The sequence below is a fragment of the Desulfobacterales bacterium genome, from assembly GCA_029211065.1.
Lineage (GTDB): Bacteria > Desulfobacterota > Desulfobacteria > Desulfobacterales > JARGFK01 > JARGFK01.
The window spans coordinates 25,933-41,471 of record JARGFK010000034.1 but is presented as its reverse complement, the minus strand read 5'-3'; the positions used below and the strand labels follow the sequence as shown (position 1 = coordinate 41,471).

The window sequence follows — 15,539 nt, the reverse complement described above, 5'->3', positions numbered from 1 at the left end:
CCTGTGTCGCGCCAAATGATTATTGGAGGCAACCCTCTACATATAGTGGGCGGTTGAGTTAACTGCATACCCAGTAATCTTTAAAACCCAAACCCGGAACTTCCCCCTTAAAACCCAAGGCGCGAAAACTGACGTCACACATACTCAATTTGGCTTTTCCGATGAGCTTGATAAAATCCGGCGACTGGGTGAGGCGGACCCCATTGCCGGTAAAGAAAATCTCAACTTCTTTACCTTTAGCATGTGCTGAGGTGGTCAAGTTGATGATATGATCAAGGTGCTTGTCTGAACTCACCAGAATTCCCAAAGTTTTATTCATGGTGTTCTTCTTCCATTTATTGTCTAAGCGATCGATTCAAGAAAAATCCCATGCGTCCAGGAGGCATGTTGGATAGCAGACGCAGTTAATCCGATAGCGACAGAACAAATTACCACCAGGAAATGACTTTATCATGCGAGAAAATTTCATCTACTAGGTGTGACCAGTCCACTTTGCCACCATTCAGGGAAACAACGTTGACCATGTTGTCTTTGGAAATGACTTCCATAATTTTGTTTACGGTATCATCAGGTTCATTTCTGAGAATATTGAGTATCTTCATGTTGTTTCCCCTTTAGAAAGGAATGACGAGGTCAGCCTCCCGAAGCATGGCGGCGATCTCGTCAATGGTTTTAAATTTAAATCCGTATTTTTCAACATTTGCGAGATTATTGGAGAATCGTTCACCTTCCATTTCATCTAAGAATCCCATGTTGTCTTCATAGGCCTCGTCCATGCTGGCGATTTCGTGGTTGAGGACAAACATTCGAACCTGAGTGTTGTAAAGCAGCATTCCCAGGCTGGAACGCAATCCCTCATACTGCTGGTTTACATCATTAATGAGCACCGCTACCTTGCGCATCTTTTGCAATTTCCTCCATTATTGAATCGGACTGACCCTTTTGATCTTACGTTGATAAAATACCACATAGTGACATAATAGTCAATCCCCACATATTCTGGTTCGACGGTCTATTCGCGCTTTTTTGAACGGTTTGGTCAGGGGATCGCCGCTTGTTAAGCCTCGGGTTCTACGGCTCAGTAACAACCCGGACTGTTTCGGCATTGGCAGTCTGTAGTCGGGTTTTCCCTACTCTCTCACTCTGGTGATGTTGCCGGCAAAAGGTAAGTCGGTGAGTCAGGGATTGACAGCCATAAAATTCATTTGATTATTCAGGTTGATCCTGATACATATACGTTCCATTTGACGGGATGGTCCCGTCTTAGGGCCGGAGTTAGCCTACTTTTACAGTCTGCTGCATCGTGCCGAACAAAAGCCTTCCTTGCTAATGGCCTCCTTTCGGCCGGTCCGTTTTGTCTGGAACAATTTTCAGGTGATCAGATCGGTTCGTCTATATTCCCAATCAACATTTTTACCACTTGCACTTATGCATCGTTTGATCTTGGCTGGTAAAAGTATGGACCGGACGATGCAAAGAGTACAAGAAGCATAAAACCCGTGGCATGAAATATCTGAGCATGACGCGCAAGGAGACGAGTTACGATGGATACTATCAGCATTATCATTCTTATGATTTTGTTAGGGGGGCTAGCGGTTTACATTCCGGTGGGTATTTGTCTGTTTATGACCGCGACCATTGGGATATTGATCTTTGGAGGCATGCCCATGCTGATGCTGGTGCAGACCATGTTCCGCAGCATGGACAAGTTTGCCCTGGTGGTGGTGCTTTTTTTTATTCTGTGCGGCAATATCATGACAGCCGGCGCCATTGTCTCAAAGCTCATCAAAGTTGCCAACGCGCTCGTCAGCTGGCTGCCGGCGGGCTGGGAATGGCCGGTGTTCTTGCCTGCGGACTTTACGGCGCCATCTCAGGATCCACTGTAGCCACTGTCGTGGCGCTCGGCGGATTCATGATTCCGGCGTTGCTGTCGTACGGCTATCCTGAGAAGTACACCATCGGGCTGATGACATCGGCGCCGAATCTTGGAGTGATCATACCCCCCAGCATCAGCATGATTCTTTACTGCATGGTCACCAACGTATCGCTTGAAGGCCTGTTTCTGACCGGGTTCCTACCCGGTATCCTGATCATGATCGGGACTTGTCTCTATACCTATTTTATTTTTAAAAATGACAATCGGATCCCGCGTTCATACCTATCAAGCCCAAGGGAACTGCTGCTCATTCTGAAAGATGGATTCTGGTCATTAACGTTGCCGGTCATCATTTTCGGCGGCATCTATTCCGGCATATTCACTGCCAATGAAGCTGCCGTGGTGGCATGCGTCTATGCTTTTTTCTTGGAGCTTTATATTCACAAAGCAATCAAATTGTCTGATGTGAAACGCATTACAGTGCAGTCGGCGGTTACTTCTGCAACCCTTCTCTTTATTGTTGCCGGTGCAAGTTCCTTTGGCATGCTGCTTACCATGAAAGACATCCCAAGCAAGGTTTCGGAAGCCATTCTTGCAACGGTTCATTCCCCGGTTGTTTTCCTGCTGGTTATCAATGTGATGCTGCTGGTGGACGGCATGTTCATGGATATCATCTCGGCGACCCTGATCCTTACCCCGGTGTTTTTGCCGATGCTCAAAGAATTCAACGTGGACCTGATGCACTTTGGTTTGATCATGACCGTCAACATGGCCATCGGAAATTGCACGCCGCCGGTCGGTGTCAGTCTTTACATAACCGGAGCAATTGCCAACCGTGATATCATCTACGTCACCCGTGCCGTGATACCCTTCCTGATCATTCAGTTGATTGTGCTTTTTCTCATGACCTATCTGCCGGATTGGGTTTTGTGGCTGCCGCGGATACTGGGTTTTTCAAGTGAGGGAGGTTCTGTTTAACTTTATTCCATGATACGTTCAGTCGGAATAAAAACCGTTCTGATTTTTAAAATACCTTGTTTAATTTTTCCTTATATTTACTGCAAAAAACCGAATCAAGAAAAGCCTTTACCTTTGTGAGGTCCTTTATGCCGGGAGCTTTTTCCACGCCGGAACTGACATCCACGGCTGCCGGACGGCAGGCGGCGATGGCCTGCGAGACATTATCAGGCGAAAGTCCGCCGGCTAGGATGAGGGGGTAGGTTTCGCTGATTTTTCGGGCCTGCTGCCAGTCCCATGTCAGGGCATTGCCGCCGGGCAGTATCCCGCTGCCGCATTCCACCAGAAAGGCCGATGCCCGGTATTTTTGAGCGTCCGAAAAGGACGGGACGCCTGCGGTAAAAAGGGCCTTGATGACCGGAATATTTTTATTGAGTATCTCATGGACCAATTCCGGTGATTCCTGACCGTGCAGCTGAACGACTGTTAATCCGCAGCGTTCCACCTTTTGCATGATATGCAAGTAAGTTTCGTTTACAAACACGCCCACTTTCTTAACTTCCGGAGGCAAAACAGCGCAAATTTCCCTGGCCTGCCTTTCGCTCAAATGGCGTGGGCTTTTGGGAAAAAATACACACCCGATGGCGTCGACACCCAGTTCCGCGCAGGCCAATGCTGCTTCCGGGGAGGTTAGGCCGCAGATTTTGACTTGAGGTCTATATAATTCAGTTGGTGAAGGTTTCATATTGTTTGTTCCAGTATAGAAAAACTGGTCCTCGGGCCACGTCAGAGTTAACCGGTTTATCCTTGGTTTTTGTGTATAAAAATTCAAATTTCAAGTACCAAATTACAAACAAATCTCAAATTCGAATGTTGATGAATTCGTAAAAAGTACTCCAATTGTCATGCCGGACTTGATCCGGAATCCAGAACCGTCTGAAATTATTGGATTCCCGCCTTCGCGGGAATGACGAAAGAGGCGCATTTTCGACTTTTTACAAGATCATCAATGTTCAAAACTTTCCGGAACGAATCATTATTTGGATTTTCGAATTTTGGTCATTGGTAATTATTTGACATTTGGAATTTGATACTTGTAATTTTAACAAGTGATGGAGATTACATCAATGCGAATCCCCTCCGGGGGAAACAAAAGCCGGCATTTTTGATGCCTGATATTTCAGCCTGTATCCGGCATCAGTCTCTTAAGAAACCTTTCCGGATCATTGGCCCGTACCAGGCTCTCACCGATCAGAAAATTCCATATACCGGCCTGTAGATTTTTTACGATGTCCAGGCGCGTGGCGATACCGCTGGCAGCAATAGCCACTTGCTGCGGCTGCAGGAGCGATTTTATCCGGACGGCGGTTTGGATGTCGGTTTTAAAAGAACTTAAATTGCGGTTGTTGATACCGATAAGTTCGGCGCCGGACCAATTGGCTGTTTCAATATCCTTTTCAGAATGCACTTCCACCAGGGCATCCAGTTGAAGCAGGCGGCAAAGATCAAGATATTCCTGCAATTGCTGCCGTGAAAGGATTCGTACGATCAGGAGAACCGCATCGGCGTTGAGCAGCGCGGATTCATATAGCTGGTAGGTTGAGACGATAAAATCCTTTCGCAGGACCGGCAGCGAAGTCGCTTCGCGTGCGGCAGTCAGATCTGTGACGCTGCCGTGAAAATAGTGCTTTTCCGTCAGAACCGAGAGCGCGGCAGCGCCGCCGCGCTCAAAAGCCCGGGCATACTGCACCGGATCCAGGTCCGGACGGATCACCCCCTTTGAAGGTGAGGCCCGTTTGATTTCGGCGACGATGTTAATGCCCGCCGGACCGGGCTGTGTAAAGCGTTCCCTAAACGGTCGGCGCGCTCTGGGTTGGAAAGCATCGTCCCGCAGGCGGTTCTCAGGGGTTTTCTTTTTGGCTGCCGCCACGGCCAGTTTTTTATCTTCAATGATCCGGGTTAAAAAATCTGTTTTCATGTTTTAAGCGTTGTCTTGGGTAAAACGGACCAGCGCTTGCAGCTTGCCCAGCGCGGCGCCCGTATCAATTGAATTTTCAGCCAACCGAATACCCGCTTTGAAGTCTTGGGCCTTGCCGGCGGCCACCAGGGCGGCGGCGGCATTCAGTAGCACAATGTTCCGTTTGGGGCCTTTTTCGCCTTTCAGAATCCTGTTTGTGATATCGGCGTTTGTTTGGGGATCCCCGCCGGTTAATTCAGCGGGGCCCGCCTGCTTGATATCGAACTGCGCGGGGGTAATATCGTATGTGCGGATCATACCACCCGTGAGCTCGGAAACCCGGGTAGGAGCGCAGGTGCTGATTTCATCCATGCCGTCATGGCCGTGAACAACGAAGGCTCTTTTGGCCCCCAGCAGCTTCAGGGCATTTGCAAACATTTCCGTCAGTTCGGGCCGATACACGCCTAAAAGCTGGCAGTTGGCTGCTGCCGGATTGGTGAGGGGACCCAGCATGTTGAAGATGGAACGAAGCCCGACTTCTTTTCTGGCTTTGGCGGCAAAGCGCATGGCGCCGTGGAAAATGGGTGCAAATAGAAAGCCGATGCCGATTTCAGCAACCGCTTCTTCCACCAGTTCAGGTTCCGTATCGATCTTTACACCCAGGGCTTCCAGCAGATCGGCACTGCCGCACCGGCTTGAAACCGAACGGTTGCCGTGCTTGGCGACGGTTACACCGCAGCCGGCCACCACAAAGGCGGTGGTGGTGGATATGTTGAAGGTGTTGGCGCCATCGCCGCCGGTTCCGCAAGTGTCCACAACGGTAGCTGAAGAATTCTGAATCCGGCGGGCCTTGCGCCGCATGGCTTTGGCTGCGCCGGCCAGTTCTTCAAAAGTTTCGCCCTTGGTTGCCAGAGCGGCCATGAATGCGCCGGTTTGGGCATCGGTTATGTCGCCGGAGAATATTTCCGTTATCATTTGCGACATTTCTGTTTCATTCAGGTTTTTTCTTTGAATAATTTTATTCAGATTTTCGCGAAACATGCGGGGTGTCCTCCTTTGTCAAATTAAAAAAATTTCTGAGCAGCCGTTTACCCACCGGCGTCATGATGGATTCCGGGTGGAATTGAATCCCTTCAGTGGCGTGTTCCCGATGACGGATTCCCATGATTTCGCCGTCTTCGGATTCCGCGCTGATCATCAAACAGTCCGGCAAATTATCCCGGGAGACGGCCAGCGAGTGATAACGCATGGCCTGGAAGGGATTATGGATTCCCTGGTAAATGCCCTTGCCGTCGGCACTGATTGTGGACGTCTTTCCGTGCATCAGTCTTTTAGCAGGGACAACCTTTGCGCCAAAGGCCTCGCCAAAGGCCTGATGTCCCAGGCAGACCCCGAGAACGGGTATTTTGCCGGAAAAATGCTTGAGCACGTCTATGGATATCCCTGCGGATTCGGGGCGCCCCGGTCCCGGAGAAATGACGATCCCGGCAGGCTGCAGCGCCTCGATTTCGGCGACCGTGATCTTGTCGTTTCGAAAGACGCTTACCGGTGCACCCAGTTCTTCAAGGTATTGCACCAGGTTGTAGGTAAACGAATCATAGTTGTCAATCATAACAATCATCGGTTTTCCTCCATCAGGCCCGAATCAGCTGCAATGCTTTTTGAATGGCCATGGCTTTATTTTCAGTTTCAATGCGTTCCCGTTCCGGATCGGAATCCGCCACGATGCCGGCGCCGGCCCGAACCGTCAAATGATCATTCTCAACGCAGGCGGTGCGGATCGTAATGGCCATGTCCATGTTGCCGGAAAAGGATACATACCCCACGGCGCCGCCGTAGGGGCCTCTGGGGCCCTGCTCCTGTTCCGCGATAATTTCCATGGCCCTGACCTTGGGCGCACCGGACAGGGTCCCTGCCGGAAAGGTTGCCTGTAATAAATCCCAGGCATCGAATTTCGGTTTGACGTCGCAGCAGATGTTTGAGACCAGATGCATCACATGTGAATAACGCTCCACAACCATCAGGTCCGTCACCTGAACGGTTCCGGTTTCAGCCACGCGCCCCAGGTCGTTGCGGCCCAGGTCCACCAGCATGAGATGTTCGGCCCGTTCTTTTACATCGGAGAGCAGTTCATCCGCCAGGGATCGGTCTTCCTGCTCGGTTTTGCCTCTGGGTCGGGTTCCGGCAATGGGGCGCAGGGTGGCGATGCCGTTTTCCAGGCGAACCATTGTTTCCGGAGATGAACCGATCAGGGTGGTATCGTCCAGATGGAGAAAGTAAAGATAGGGGGAAGGGTTGATAAATCTCTGGGCGCGGTATAGCGACCAAAGATCAGGGGCCGGGCTGCAGCCAAACGGCTGGGAGATGACCGTCTGGATGACATCTCCTGCCAGAATGTATTCCTTTACCTTGTGGACCAGCGAACAATAGCGGTCATCTTCCCACAGCGCCGCAAGATGACATCCGGCCGGGTTCGGATGTTTTTGTTTTTCCGGCAAGTGCTGTTCCATTTTGTCCAGGAAGGCGTTGATTTTTTCCCGGGCTTCCCCAAAAACCTTATCAAGATTTACCTGCTCGTCCAGAAAACAGATTCTCACTGCAAGCAGGGTGTGGCGGATGTTGTCAAAAATCAGGAGGCCGTCCGGTATAATAAAATGGGCAATGGGCTTTTCCGGAGGCATTCGGTTGGGGATCGCTTCAAAGAAGGATACCATTTCATAGGTCATATACCCCACCAGCCCTCCCCAGAAACGGGGCAGGCCGGGCACCTGGGCTGCCCGGTATCGGCTCATCAGCATCCTTAAAACCGAAAGCGGATTTCCCCCATGGGGGAGTTGTTGTTTCTGACCTTCCTGCTCTATTTCAACGTATTCGGCGTATACCCGCACATGGCTACGGATGGAAGTGCTCAGAAAACTGTAACGCCCCCAGCGTTCACCGCCTTCAACACTCTCAAAAAGAAAAGCGGGCTTTTGGCTGTGGTGTACTTTTCTGAGCAGCGAAACCGGCGTTTCAGTATCCGCCAGAATTTCAACACATACCGGTATGACATTAAACTGTTGTGCCAGTTTTTTAAATTCGCTCAGTTCCGGAAATTGTGAAAGCAGCATGGTGTTCCTTTCTTTTAACGACAAAAGGCCGTGTGGTTTTCCACGGCCCTTTGACCAAACAAAAAGGACCGTGGGGTTGACTGCCCACGGTCCTTGAATTGTTTGCCTATGTGTTGCATCAGGCTTAAGCGGTTCCGTCGGCAGACCCCTCCCTGTGGTTCCACCACCACCAGCCCTTAAAAGTATTTCTGCTGTTTCTGCTTGCGCTCATCGTTGAAATCAATTAGTTTTACTCCTGAATTGAATGTGACCATATGAAGTTCAGGTGAATTTGTCAAGTATATATTTTACGATCTGCAATTATCGGTGAAGACGGCCAACACATAAAGAGCACCGGTTGATCGCGTTTTGAAATTCGCTGAAAATTGCTGTTACGGTCGTATCACCAGATAATCGGGGTATAAATTCAGCTATGATTGCGGAAATACTTTCAACACGCGAAGAAATCCGGTCGGGTGCAACAGTGGACACCAATTCCGCTTATATTGCCCAAAAACTGGAGCAGGCAGGAATGGATGTGGTGCGGCATACCTGTGTGGGTGATGATATGGCAGCCCTGGTTTCGGTGTTGCAAGAAATCGGTCGCCGAGCGCAAACCGCTGTGGTTACCGGCGGCCTCGGGCCCACGGTTGACGACTTGACCGCTGCCGCTGCCGCCCGTGCCGCCGGGGTTGAACTGGTGCTCAATCCTGGAGCGCTCGATGCCGTCAGGTCGTATTTTAGCTCGCGCCAACGGACGATGAGCCGTTCCAATGAAAAGCAGGCGTTCTTCCCCGCAGGCGCTGAACCCCTCATGAATCCGATCGGGACAGCCCCGGGATTCTGCTGTCAAATTGATGGCTGTCGCTTTTTCTTTCTTCCCGGAGTTCCTGCTGAGATGCGACGAATGCTTTCGGAGATTGTACTGCCGCGGCTGGAAATCATTCAAGGCAAAGACAAGGCGTATGCCCTTTCACGAACCATAACGACGTTCGGGTTGACCGAATCGGCCACCGGTGAGCGTTTGGCCGGATATGAAGCAATGTTCCCCGGGGTGAAGCTGGGGTTTCGGGTCAAGTTTCCGGAAATTCATGTCAAACTCTATATGCGCGGTCAGGATGAGCGCTCCCTTGCCGCAACGCTGCAAACAGCCACGGATTGGGTGACAACGCAGCTGGGGGAAAAAGTGCTTTGTGTTGACGGCAGCTCCATCGAAAAGGTGGTGGGCCGTCTTTTAAAACAACAGGGGGCTACTCTGGCGGTTGCGGAAAGCTGTACCGGCGGACTGATATCGGACTGGCTGACAAATGTTCCGGGAAGCTCGGACTACTTTCTCTTTTCAGGCGTCACCTATTCGAATGATGCCAAAACCAAAATTCTGGCTGTATCTCCGGATACGTTAAAACAATATGGCGCCGTCAGCGAAGAGACGGTCAAGGAAATGGCGGCAAGCGTTCGACGAATTGCCGGGGCGACTTACGGCCTTGCCACCAGCGGCATTGCCGGACCGGACGGCGGAACCGCAGAGAAACCGGTGGGGACGGTCTGCATCGGGCTGGCGACACCCGATGCACTCACAGGGCAGCGCTACTATTTTCCGTTCGGCCACCGGTTGAGAAACAAAGAGGTCTTTGCTGCAAGCGCATTGGATGTGCTGCGGCGAGCGCTGATGAAATCCTTTTTGGACCGGTACGTCTTTTAACGGGATTCTATGAGCAGCCCGCAAAAATCCAAGGACTTGCTGACGATTTGCGCCGGATGGGTGATTGACGGCAGCGGAGACGCTGTTCAGGAAAATGTTAGGCTTCGTATTCAAAACGGGTTGATTGCGGCCATCGGGGCATCGGCGCAAAGCTGTGAAGAGCGGTCGGCAGTTCTGGACCTGAGCGGAGATACTATTTTACCCTGTCTGGTGGACAGCCATGTCCATCTCTTTATGTCGGGCACATCGGATTTGAATATTCGGGCCCGGCAGATGGATGCCCCCTTCAGCGACACAAAAAAAGTGATTGCCCGTCATATCGCGGCCCATCTGATGTCCGGTGTCACTGCCGTCAGAGACGGCGGCGACCATCACGCCCATGCGCTGCGCTACAGAGATGATTGCCTGGATAAGGACGCAACCCCCTTTCAGCTTCAAGCGGCCGGCAGGGCCTGGCATCGTCAGGGCCGCTACGGCAGGCTGATCGGCCGGGCGCCTGCTGACGATCGTTCACTTGCAGAAGCCATCGCCGCAGAAGATGCAACAATCGACCATGTTAAAATCGTTAATTCCGGGTTGAACAGCCTGGTCAAGTTCGGGTATCAAACACCCCCGCAATTCAGTCTCGGTGAGATGAAAGCGGCTGTTGGGGCCGCTCGGCGTAAAGGGCTTTTTGTCATGGCTCATGCCAATGGAAAAATTCCGGTTGAAATATCAGTTTCAGCCGGCTGCCATTCGATTGAACATGGGTTTTTCATGGGAAATGAAAATTTAAAGCAAATGGCTGAAAAGGACATATTCTGGATTCCCACAGCCGCAACCATGAAGGCCTATTGTGAGCATTTGGAGCGGATCGGTGAAAATCAGGATGTGGCCCGCCGGAATCTGGAAGACCAGATGGAACAAATCGCTGCTGCAAGGAATCTGAGGGTTCCCATTGCGGTTGGCACAGACGCCGGCAGCATCGGCGTTCAGCATGGCAGTGGGATTGTTCAGGAGTTGATCATTCTGAAACAGGCCGGTTTGTCTATCCAGGAGGCGATCCAGTGCGCCACCGCCAATGGCGCCCGGCTTTTAAATCTGCCGGCCCCCTCTTTGCTGTGCCGGGGTTTGCCGGCGTCGTTTATTGTTGTAACGGGCGGCCCGGATGGATTGCCGGACAGCCTGCTTTCAATAAAAAAAATATGCATTAAAGGGGTTTTTTACGATTCCGCAGCTGTGCCGTCCGGGACTTACTAAGGGGTACATAATTAAATGTACATAAGGCGACCGGGGCGGCCGCGTTTCGAATCGTGAAAAACTCACGCATAAGCGCGCGTAGGGCCGAACAGGACCCGGACCGACAGAGGGTATTAGGAGGTTCATTGACGCCAGTCTTTTATGCGGGAATCCGTCGCGCTGTTCGGCCCAACGCGCTCTAATGCGTTCAAACAGTTTCCCGCTCCGAAACGCGGCCGCCCCGGTCACCGCTTACGCGGCCATGTCTAAATAATTTCGCACCCATTAGTAATTGACTGAGACGGGGTAATAAGACGGTTTAGTTCGGAATTTCATAAATACGACAACATTTTAAAATCTCTCCCGGCCTCCACATTCGGCGAGCCCTTCGGCCGTGAGCTCAGGGCCGAACGGCTAATGTCGAGCCGCTTTATGAAAGGGAGCAAGGGGGATTTTTTCTGAATATTAGATTTATTTGGAGATGAAGATATGTCCCATCATATTGTTGAAGTGCGTGACCTTGAATATGCCTATCCGGACGGAACGCCGGCCCTGCAGGGGGTTTCCTTTCGGGTTGCCCATGGTGAATCCATGGCCATCGTCGGCGCCAACGGCGCCGGCAAGTCCACCCTGCTGCTGCACTTAAACGGATATCTGGCGCCGGCAAAGGGCGCCATCCAGATCGGGGATTTTCCGTTGACCAAGGAGACTCTCAAACTGGTCCGTCGGACCGTCGGCATGGTATTCCAGGATCCGGACGATCAGCTGTTTATGCCGACCGTTTATGATGATGTGGCCTTCGGTCCTCTGAACCTGGGGCTTACCCCCCGGGACGTCGATGCCCGGGTCACGAACGCTCTTTCCATCGTAGGCGCCGGCCATTTGAAAAATCGTCCGCCCTACAAACTTTCCGGCGGTGAAAAACGGGCTGTTTCGATTGCAACGGTTCTTTCCATGTCACCGGATATCCTGGTGATGGATGAACCCACTTCGAATTTGGACCCCAAAGCCCGACGGCAGCTGATCGAACTTCTGAAAACATTCAAGCATACCAAAATCATCGCAACCCACGATCTGGACATGGTGATCGATCTGTGTGAACGCACCATCGTGATGCACAACGGGCGCGTGACCGCCGACGGACCGACTACTGAGATATTCCAGAACGATGCGCTTTTGGCGGAAAGCCATCTGGAAAAGCCGCTGCGGATTCAGGGGTGTCCGGTGTGTTGTAAATAGGAAATAGGGATCAGGGGTCGGGGCTAAGGTTTTGGATGCCAGGGATTCAAAGCGAATTTTCCTTTCCCTGACACCCGACCCCTGATCCCTATTTCCTATTACCCCTTGTACATCTTTTCAATCAAGTCGCTGAACGCCTTATTGACGTACTTGCGTTTGACCTTCATGGTGGGGGTTACTTCGCCGTCTTCCTCGTAAAGTTTTTTGGGCAGCAGCGTGAATTTTTTTACCTGTTCCACCCGGGAAAGGGATTGATTGACCTCTTCCACTTCTGCGTGAATCAACTTGATGATTTCCGGGTGCTGGGTGAGATCTTTGTAGGTTGAGAACTGGATTTTATGATCCTGGGCGTATTTGACCACGTTGTCTTCGTCGATCATGATCAGGCTGGCAAGATATTTGCGGCCGTCGCCGATAACGACGGCATCATTGATATAGGGGCTGAATTTCAGCTTGTTTTCAATGTATTGAGGCGTGATATTCTTGCCGCCGGCCGTAACAATGATGTCCTTTTTGCGGTCGGTAATCTTTAAGAAACCGTCTGCGTCAATCTCGCCCACATCGCCGGAATGGAGCCAGCCGTCTTTAATGGTTTCGGCCGTGGCTTCCGGGTTTTTGAAATACCCCTTGAAAACGCCGGGGGATTTCAGCAGGATCTCGCCGTCCTCGGCAATCTTTATCTCTGCCCCCGTGAGGGGAGGTCCCACATATCCGAATTTTATTTTCCCCATCCGGGAAATACAGGTGACACCGGTGCCTTCGGTCTGGCCATATCCTTCGATCAGGTTGACGCCGATGGACTGAAAAAACAACAGCACGTCGGGTGAAATGGGGGCTGCCCCGGAATAAGCCACCCGCAGCCGGTCAAAACCCAGCCGTTCCTTTAATTTGCGGAAAACCGCCAGGTAGGCCAGCCGGTATAAGAGTTCCAGGGGAAGGGGGATTTTTTGAAAATTCATTTTTAACCCCGCCCGTTTTTTTCCGATCTTAAGGGCCACATGAAAGATCATCCGTTTAAACCAGGTGGTGTCCGACATTCTGATGTAAATGGCGGAATAATATTTCTCCCAGATGCGCGGCACGGCATATCCCACCGTCGGTGAGACCTCCTTCATGTTGTCGGTAACGGTGTCGACGCTTTCGATGAAATTAACGATGTATCCATGGGTGATATGGCCCATGACCGAAAAAAGCTGTTCAAAAACGTGGCAAAGGGGAAGAAATGAAAGGACCTCATCCTTGTCAAACATGGGATTGTCGGTGGTGATGGCCTGACCCATCCACATGAGATTGCGGTGGGTCAGCATGGCGCCTTTGGGCGGACCGGTGGTGCCGGAGGTATAAATCAGCATGGAAGTGTCTTCCGGCGCGATCCCATCGATGCAATCTTCAATCAACCGGGGATTTTTTTGGAGGACGCGGCTTCCTGCCGTCAGCAATTCATCGAAGCTGATCACCATGGGGTCATTAAAATTCCGAAGGCCTTCCAGATCCCAGACGATCATCTTTTTCAGATGAGGCGCGCTGTCCCTGAACATCAACCATTTGTCCAGCTGCTCCTCATTTTCCACAAAGAAAAATTTGGATTCGGAATTCTGGACGATGTAGGCCACCTGCTCCCAGGCATTGGTGGCATAAACACCGGCGGTTATCCCGCCGGCGCACTGGATGCCCATATCGATAATGACCCATTCCGAGCAGTTGTCTCCGATGATCGAAACGCAGTCGCCCTTTTCAAGCCCCATGGAAACCAAGGCGGCGCCGACCTGGGCGGCCATCCGGTAATAATCGTTCCAGCTGATGTCGTGCCAGAGGCCGAATTCCTTTTTACGCATGGCGGTGCGGTCGCCGTATTTTTGGACGGTGTCTTTAAAAACCCGGGGAACGACGGTTTCGACGGTCACGGTATTATCTCCAGCGTTTCTTTCTTTTCCAGCGTTGATACCCTTTGGCGGACGCTTCCGAGCGGACACCCATATAAAATTCCTTAACGTCCTTGTCATCCATGAGTTCCCGGGCGCTTCCTTTCATGACAAAGCGGCCGTTTTCCAGAATGAGACCAAAATCGGAAATGGACAATGCCATGCGGGCGTTCTGCTCCACCAGCAGAATGGTAACGCCTTCATTCCGGATGGCGGTGATGATACGAAATATTTCTTTAACCAAAATGGGTGACAGGCCCAGAGAGGGTTCGTCCAGAAAAAGAAGTTTGGGGCGGCTCATCAGGGCGCGGCCGATGGCCAGCATCTGCTGTTCGCCGCCCGATAGGGTTCCGGCCCATTGATGCTGTCTTTCCATAAATATGGGGAAATAGCGGTACACCCGCGCGATGTCTTCTTTTATTTCCGACCGGTTTTTGCGGGTGTAGGCGCCCATCATCAAATTTTCTTTGACGGTGAGCTCTTCAAATACCTCGCGTCCCTCGGGAACATAGGAAATGCCCATCCGGACGATTTCATCCGTATCCCTGCCATCGATGCGGTTGCCCATAAACTCGATGGTTCCCTTGTCCGGCTGGTCTTTCAGCAGCCCCATGACGGTTTTTAATATGGTGGATTTGCCGGCGCCGTTGTTTCCCAGAATGGTTGTAATGGTCCCTTCGACGACCGTCAGGGAGACGCCGCGGATTGCGTAAATTAAATCATAATAGGTCTCAATATTTTTAATTTGGAGCAGTGCGTTCAAGCTCTTCTTCTCCCAGATACGCTTTGAGGACCTCCGGGTGCTGCTGCACGGCCCGGGGCGGTCCTTCCGCTATCTTGCTGCCGAAATTTAAAACGATGATCCGATCGGAAATGTCCATGACCATGTTCATGTCGTGCTCGATCAGCAGGATGGTGACACCCAGTTCATCCTGGATATCTTTGACCCAGAAGATCATGTCCTGCTTTTCCTCCGAATTCATGCCGGCGCAGGGTTCGTCCAGCAATAGCAGCTCCGGTTCCAGGGCCAGGGCCCTGGCCAGTTCAATCTGCTTCTGGGTGCCGTAAGGAAGACCCCCCACCAGCTTGTTTCGAACGGACTGAAGATCCAGCAGGTCGATGATTTCCTCAACCTTGCGCCGGTGTATAATCTCTTCCCGGCCGGCAAAGGAGCGCCTGCCCCACATCAAAGCGCCCCGGATGAGGCCGGTTTTGATGTAAATGTGGCGCCCCAGCATGATATTTTCCATGGTGTTCAAGTGGCTGAAAAGCTCGATGTTTTGAAAGGTGCGGGCAATTTTCATCCGGGCGATTCTATCCGGTTTTCGGCCCTGGATGGATTGTCCCTTAAAGCGGATCTGCCCTTTGTTTGGGCGGTAGATGCCGTTGATACAGTTAAACAGGGTGGTCTTGCCGGCGCCGTTGGGGCCGATAATGGCAAGTATTTCACCCTGCGCTGCCTTGAAGGAAATATCGTCCAGGGCCATCAGGCCGCCGAATGAGATCGAAAGATTGTCGACTTGAAAAAAATCCACAATTGGTTCCTATAGCGAATTTCGCGAAACGTGCGATGTCCGTT

The 15,539-nt window shown here is 51.6% G+C and carries 16 protein-coding genes; 5 read left to right on the top strand and 11 right to left on the bottom strand.

What is annotated here, in order from left to right:
- Positions 1 to 58: 58 nt before the first annotated feature.
- The 3 genes from P1P89_09635 to P1P89_09625 form a co-directional block, all read right to left on the bottom strand.
- On the bottom strand, positions 59 to 319 hold the full coding sequence (locus P1P89_09635; GenBank protein ID MDF1591761.1) for a hypothetical protein: 261 nt from the start codon (positions 317 to 319) through the stop codon (positions 59 to 61).
- Positions 320 to 428: 109 nt separating this feature from the next.
- Positions 429 to 602: a hypothetical protein gene (locus P1P89_09630; protein MDF1591760.1), complete on the bottom strand. Its 174-nt coding sequence runs from the start codon at positions 600 to 602 to the stop codon at positions 429 to 431.
- Positions 603 to 614: 12 nt separating this feature from the next.
- Positions 615 to 902 carry a hypothetical protein gene (locus P1P89_09625; protein MDF1591759.1) on the bottom strand — a complete coding sequence of 96 codons (288 nt, stop codon included), beginning with the start codon at positions 900 to 902 and terminating at the stop codon, positions 615 to 617.
- 642 nt (positions 903 to 1,544) lie between these two features.
- Between P1P89_09625 and P1P89_09620 the strand changes: the two genes are divergently transcribed.
- Both P1P89_09620 and P1P89_09615 read left to right on the top strand, forming a co-directional pair.
- Positions 1,545 to 1,886 (top strand): TRAP transporter large permease subunit, encoded by a 342-nt coding sequence (locus tag P1P89_09620; GenBank protein ID MDF1591758.1) that lies wholly within the window; start codon positions 1,545 to 1,547, stop codon positions 1,884 to 1,886.
- A complete protein-coding gene (locus tag P1P89_09615) occupies positions 1,832 to 2,854 on the top strand; it encodes a TRAP transporter large permease (protein MDF1591757.1) in 1,023 nt (340 codons plus the stop codon). The genes P1P89_09620 and P1P89_09615 overlap by 55 nt, the downstream gene beginning before the upstream one ends.
- 46 nt (positions 2,855 to 2,900) lie before the next feature.
- Here the strand turns inward: P1P89_09615 and P1P89_09610 are convergent, their stop codons facing one another.
- From P1P89_09610 to P1P89_09590, 5 genes are all read right to left on the bottom strand, one after another.
- On the bottom strand, positions 2,901 to 3,578 hold the full coding sequence (locus P1P89_09610; protein MDF1591756.1) for a phosphoribosylanthranilate isomerase: 678 nt from the start codon (positions 3,576 to 3,578) through the stop codon (positions 2,901 to 2,903).
- A gap of 435 nt (positions 3,579 to 4,013) precedes the next feature.
- Entirely contained in the window at positions 4,014 to 4,811 is a 798-nt protein-coding gene (gene trpC / locus P1P89_09605) for an indole-3-glycerol phosphate synthase TrpC (protein MDF1591755.1), read from the bottom strand.
- Between the two features lie 3 nt (positions 4,812 to 4,814).
- Positions 4,815 to 5,831 carry an anthranilate phosphoribosyltransferase gene (trpD, locus tag P1P89_09600; protein ID MDF1591754.1) on the bottom strand — a complete coding sequence of 339 codons (1,017 nt, stop codon included), beginning with the start codon at positions 5,829 to 5,831 and terminating at the stop codon, positions 4,815 to 4,817.
- Complete coding sequence (locus P1P89_09595) at positions 5,809 to 6,411, bottom strand: aminodeoxychorismate/anthranilate synthase component II (GenBank protein MDF1591753.1); 603 nt, start codon at positions 6,409 to 6,411, stop codon at positions 5,809 to 5,811. Before P1P89_09595 ends, trpD begins: the two co-directional genes overlap by 23 nt.
- A 13-nt stretch (positions 6,412 to 6,424) precedes the next feature.
- Positions 6,425 to 7,900, bottom strand: coding sequence for an anthranilate synthase component I family protein (locus P1P89_09590; protein ID MDF1591752.1), 1,476 nt, complete (start codon positions 7,898 to 7,900; stop codon positions 6,425 to 6,427).
- Between the two features lie 412 nt (positions 7,901 to 8,312).
- Here P1P89_09590 and P1P89_09585 point away from each other — a divergent pair, with 412 nt between their 5' ends.
- The 3 genes from P1P89_09585 to P1P89_09575 all read left to right on the top strand — a co-directional run bounded on the left by P1P89_09585 (position 8,313) and on the right by P1P89_09575 (position 12,038).
- Positions 8,313 to 9,581 carry a CinA family nicotinamide mononucleotide deamidase-related protein gene (locus P1P89_09585; protein MDF1591751.1) on the top strand — a complete coding sequence of 423 codons (1,269 nt, stop codon included), beginning with the start codon at positions 8,313 to 8,315 and terminating at the stop codon, positions 9,579 to 9,581.
- Positions 9,582 to 9,590: 9 nt separating this feature from the next.
- On the top strand, positions 9,591 to 10,820 hold the full coding sequence (locus P1P89_09580; GenBank protein MDF1591750.1) for an amidohydrolase family protein: 1,230 nt from the start codon (positions 9,591 to 9,593) through the stop codon (positions 10,818 to 10,820).
- 468 nt (positions 10,821 to 11,288) lie between these two features.
- Complete coding sequence (locus P1P89_09575; GenBank protein MDF1591749.1) at positions 11,289 to 12,038, top strand: ABC transporter ATP-binding protein; 750 nt, start codon at positions 11,289 to 11,291, stop codon at positions 12,036 to 12,038.
- 98 nt (positions 12,039 to 12,136) lie between these two features.
- Here P1P89_09575 and P1P89_09570 read toward each other — a convergent pair whose 3' ends face one another.
- From P1P89_09570 to P1P89_09560, 3 genes are read right to left on the bottom strand one after another with little or no spacing between them, the layout of a single operon-like run.
- On the bottom strand, positions 12,137 to 13,942 hold the full coding sequence (locus P1P89_09570) for an AMP-binding protein (GenBank protein MDF1591748.1): 1,806 nt from the start codon (positions 13,940 to 13,942) through the stop codon (positions 12,137 to 12,139).
- A gap of 4 nt (positions 13,943 to 13,946) precedes the next feature.
- The gene (locus P1P89_09565; protein ID MDF1591747.1) at positions 13,947 to 14,723 is read right to left on the bottom strand and encodes an ABC transporter ATP-binding protein; all 777 of its coding nucleotides are present in this window, start codon (positions 14,721 to 14,723) and stop codon (positions 13,947 to 13,949) included.
- Positions 14,701 to 15,495, bottom strand: coding sequence for an ABC transporter ATP-binding protein (locus P1P89_09560; protein ID MDF1591746.1), 795 nt, complete (start codon positions 15,493 to 15,495; stop codon positions 14,701 to 14,703). The genes P1P89_09565 and P1P89_09560 overlap by 23 nt, the downstream gene beginning before the upstream one ends.
- Between the last annotated feature and the right edge of the window lie 44 nt (positions 15,496 to 15,539).

What these genes read in the sequence shown, in the direction of transcription:
- P1P89_09635 (MDF1591761.1), bottom strand. Translation starts at nt 319, where the DNA reads ATGAATAAAACTTTGGGAATTCTGGTGAGTTCAGACAAGCACCTTGAT.
- P1P89_09630 (MDF1591760.1), bottom strand. Translation starts at nt 602, where the DNA reads ATGAAGATACTCAATATTCTCAGAAATGAACCTGATGATACCGTAAAC.
- P1P89_09625 (MDF1591759.1), bottom strand. Translation starts at nt 902, where the DNA reads ATGCGCAAGGTAGCGGTGCTCATTAATGATGTAAACCAGCAGTATGAG.
- P1P89_09620 (MDF1591758.1), top strand. Translation starts at nt 1,545, where the DNA reads ATGGATACTATCAGCATTATCATTCTTATGATTTTGTTAGGGGGGCTA.
- P1P89_09615 (MDF1591757.1), top strand. Translation starts at nt 1,832, where the DNA reads ATGGCCGGTGTTCTTGCCTGCGGACTTTACGGCGCCATCTCAGGATCC.
- P1P89_09610 (MDF1591756.1), bottom strand. Translation starts at nt 3,578, where the DNA reads ATGAAACCTTCACCAACTGAATTATATAGACCTCAAGTCAAAATCTGC.
- trpC (MDF1591755.1), bottom strand. Translation starts at nt 4,811, where the DNA reads ATGAAAACAGATTTTTTAACCCGGATCATTGAAGATAAAAAACTGGCC.
- trpD (MDF1591754.1), bottom strand. Translation starts at nt 5,831, where the DNA reads ATGTTTCGCGAAAATCTGAATAAAATTATTCAAAGAAAAAACCTGAAT.
- P1P89_09595 (MDF1591753.1), bottom strand. Translation starts at nt 6,411, where the DNA reads ATGATTGTTATGATTGACAACTATGATTCGTTTACCTACAACCTGGTG.
- P1P89_09590 (MDF1591752.1), bottom strand. Translation starts at nt 7,900, where the DNA reads ATGCTGCTTTCACAATTTCCGGAACTGAGCGAATTTAAAAAACTGGCA.
- P1P89_09585 (MDF1591751.1), top strand. Translation starts at nt 8,313, where the DNA reads ATGATTGCGGAAATACTTTCAACACGCGAAGAAATCCGGTCGGGTGCA.
- P1P89_09580 (MDF1591750.1), top strand. Translation starts at nt 9,591, where the DNA reads ATGAGCAGCCCGCAAAAATCCAAGGACTTGCTGACGATTTGCGCCGGA.
- P1P89_09575 (MDF1591749.1), top strand. Translation starts at nt 11,289, where the DNA reads ATGTCCCATCATATTGTTGAAGTGCGTGACCTTGAATATGCCTATCCG.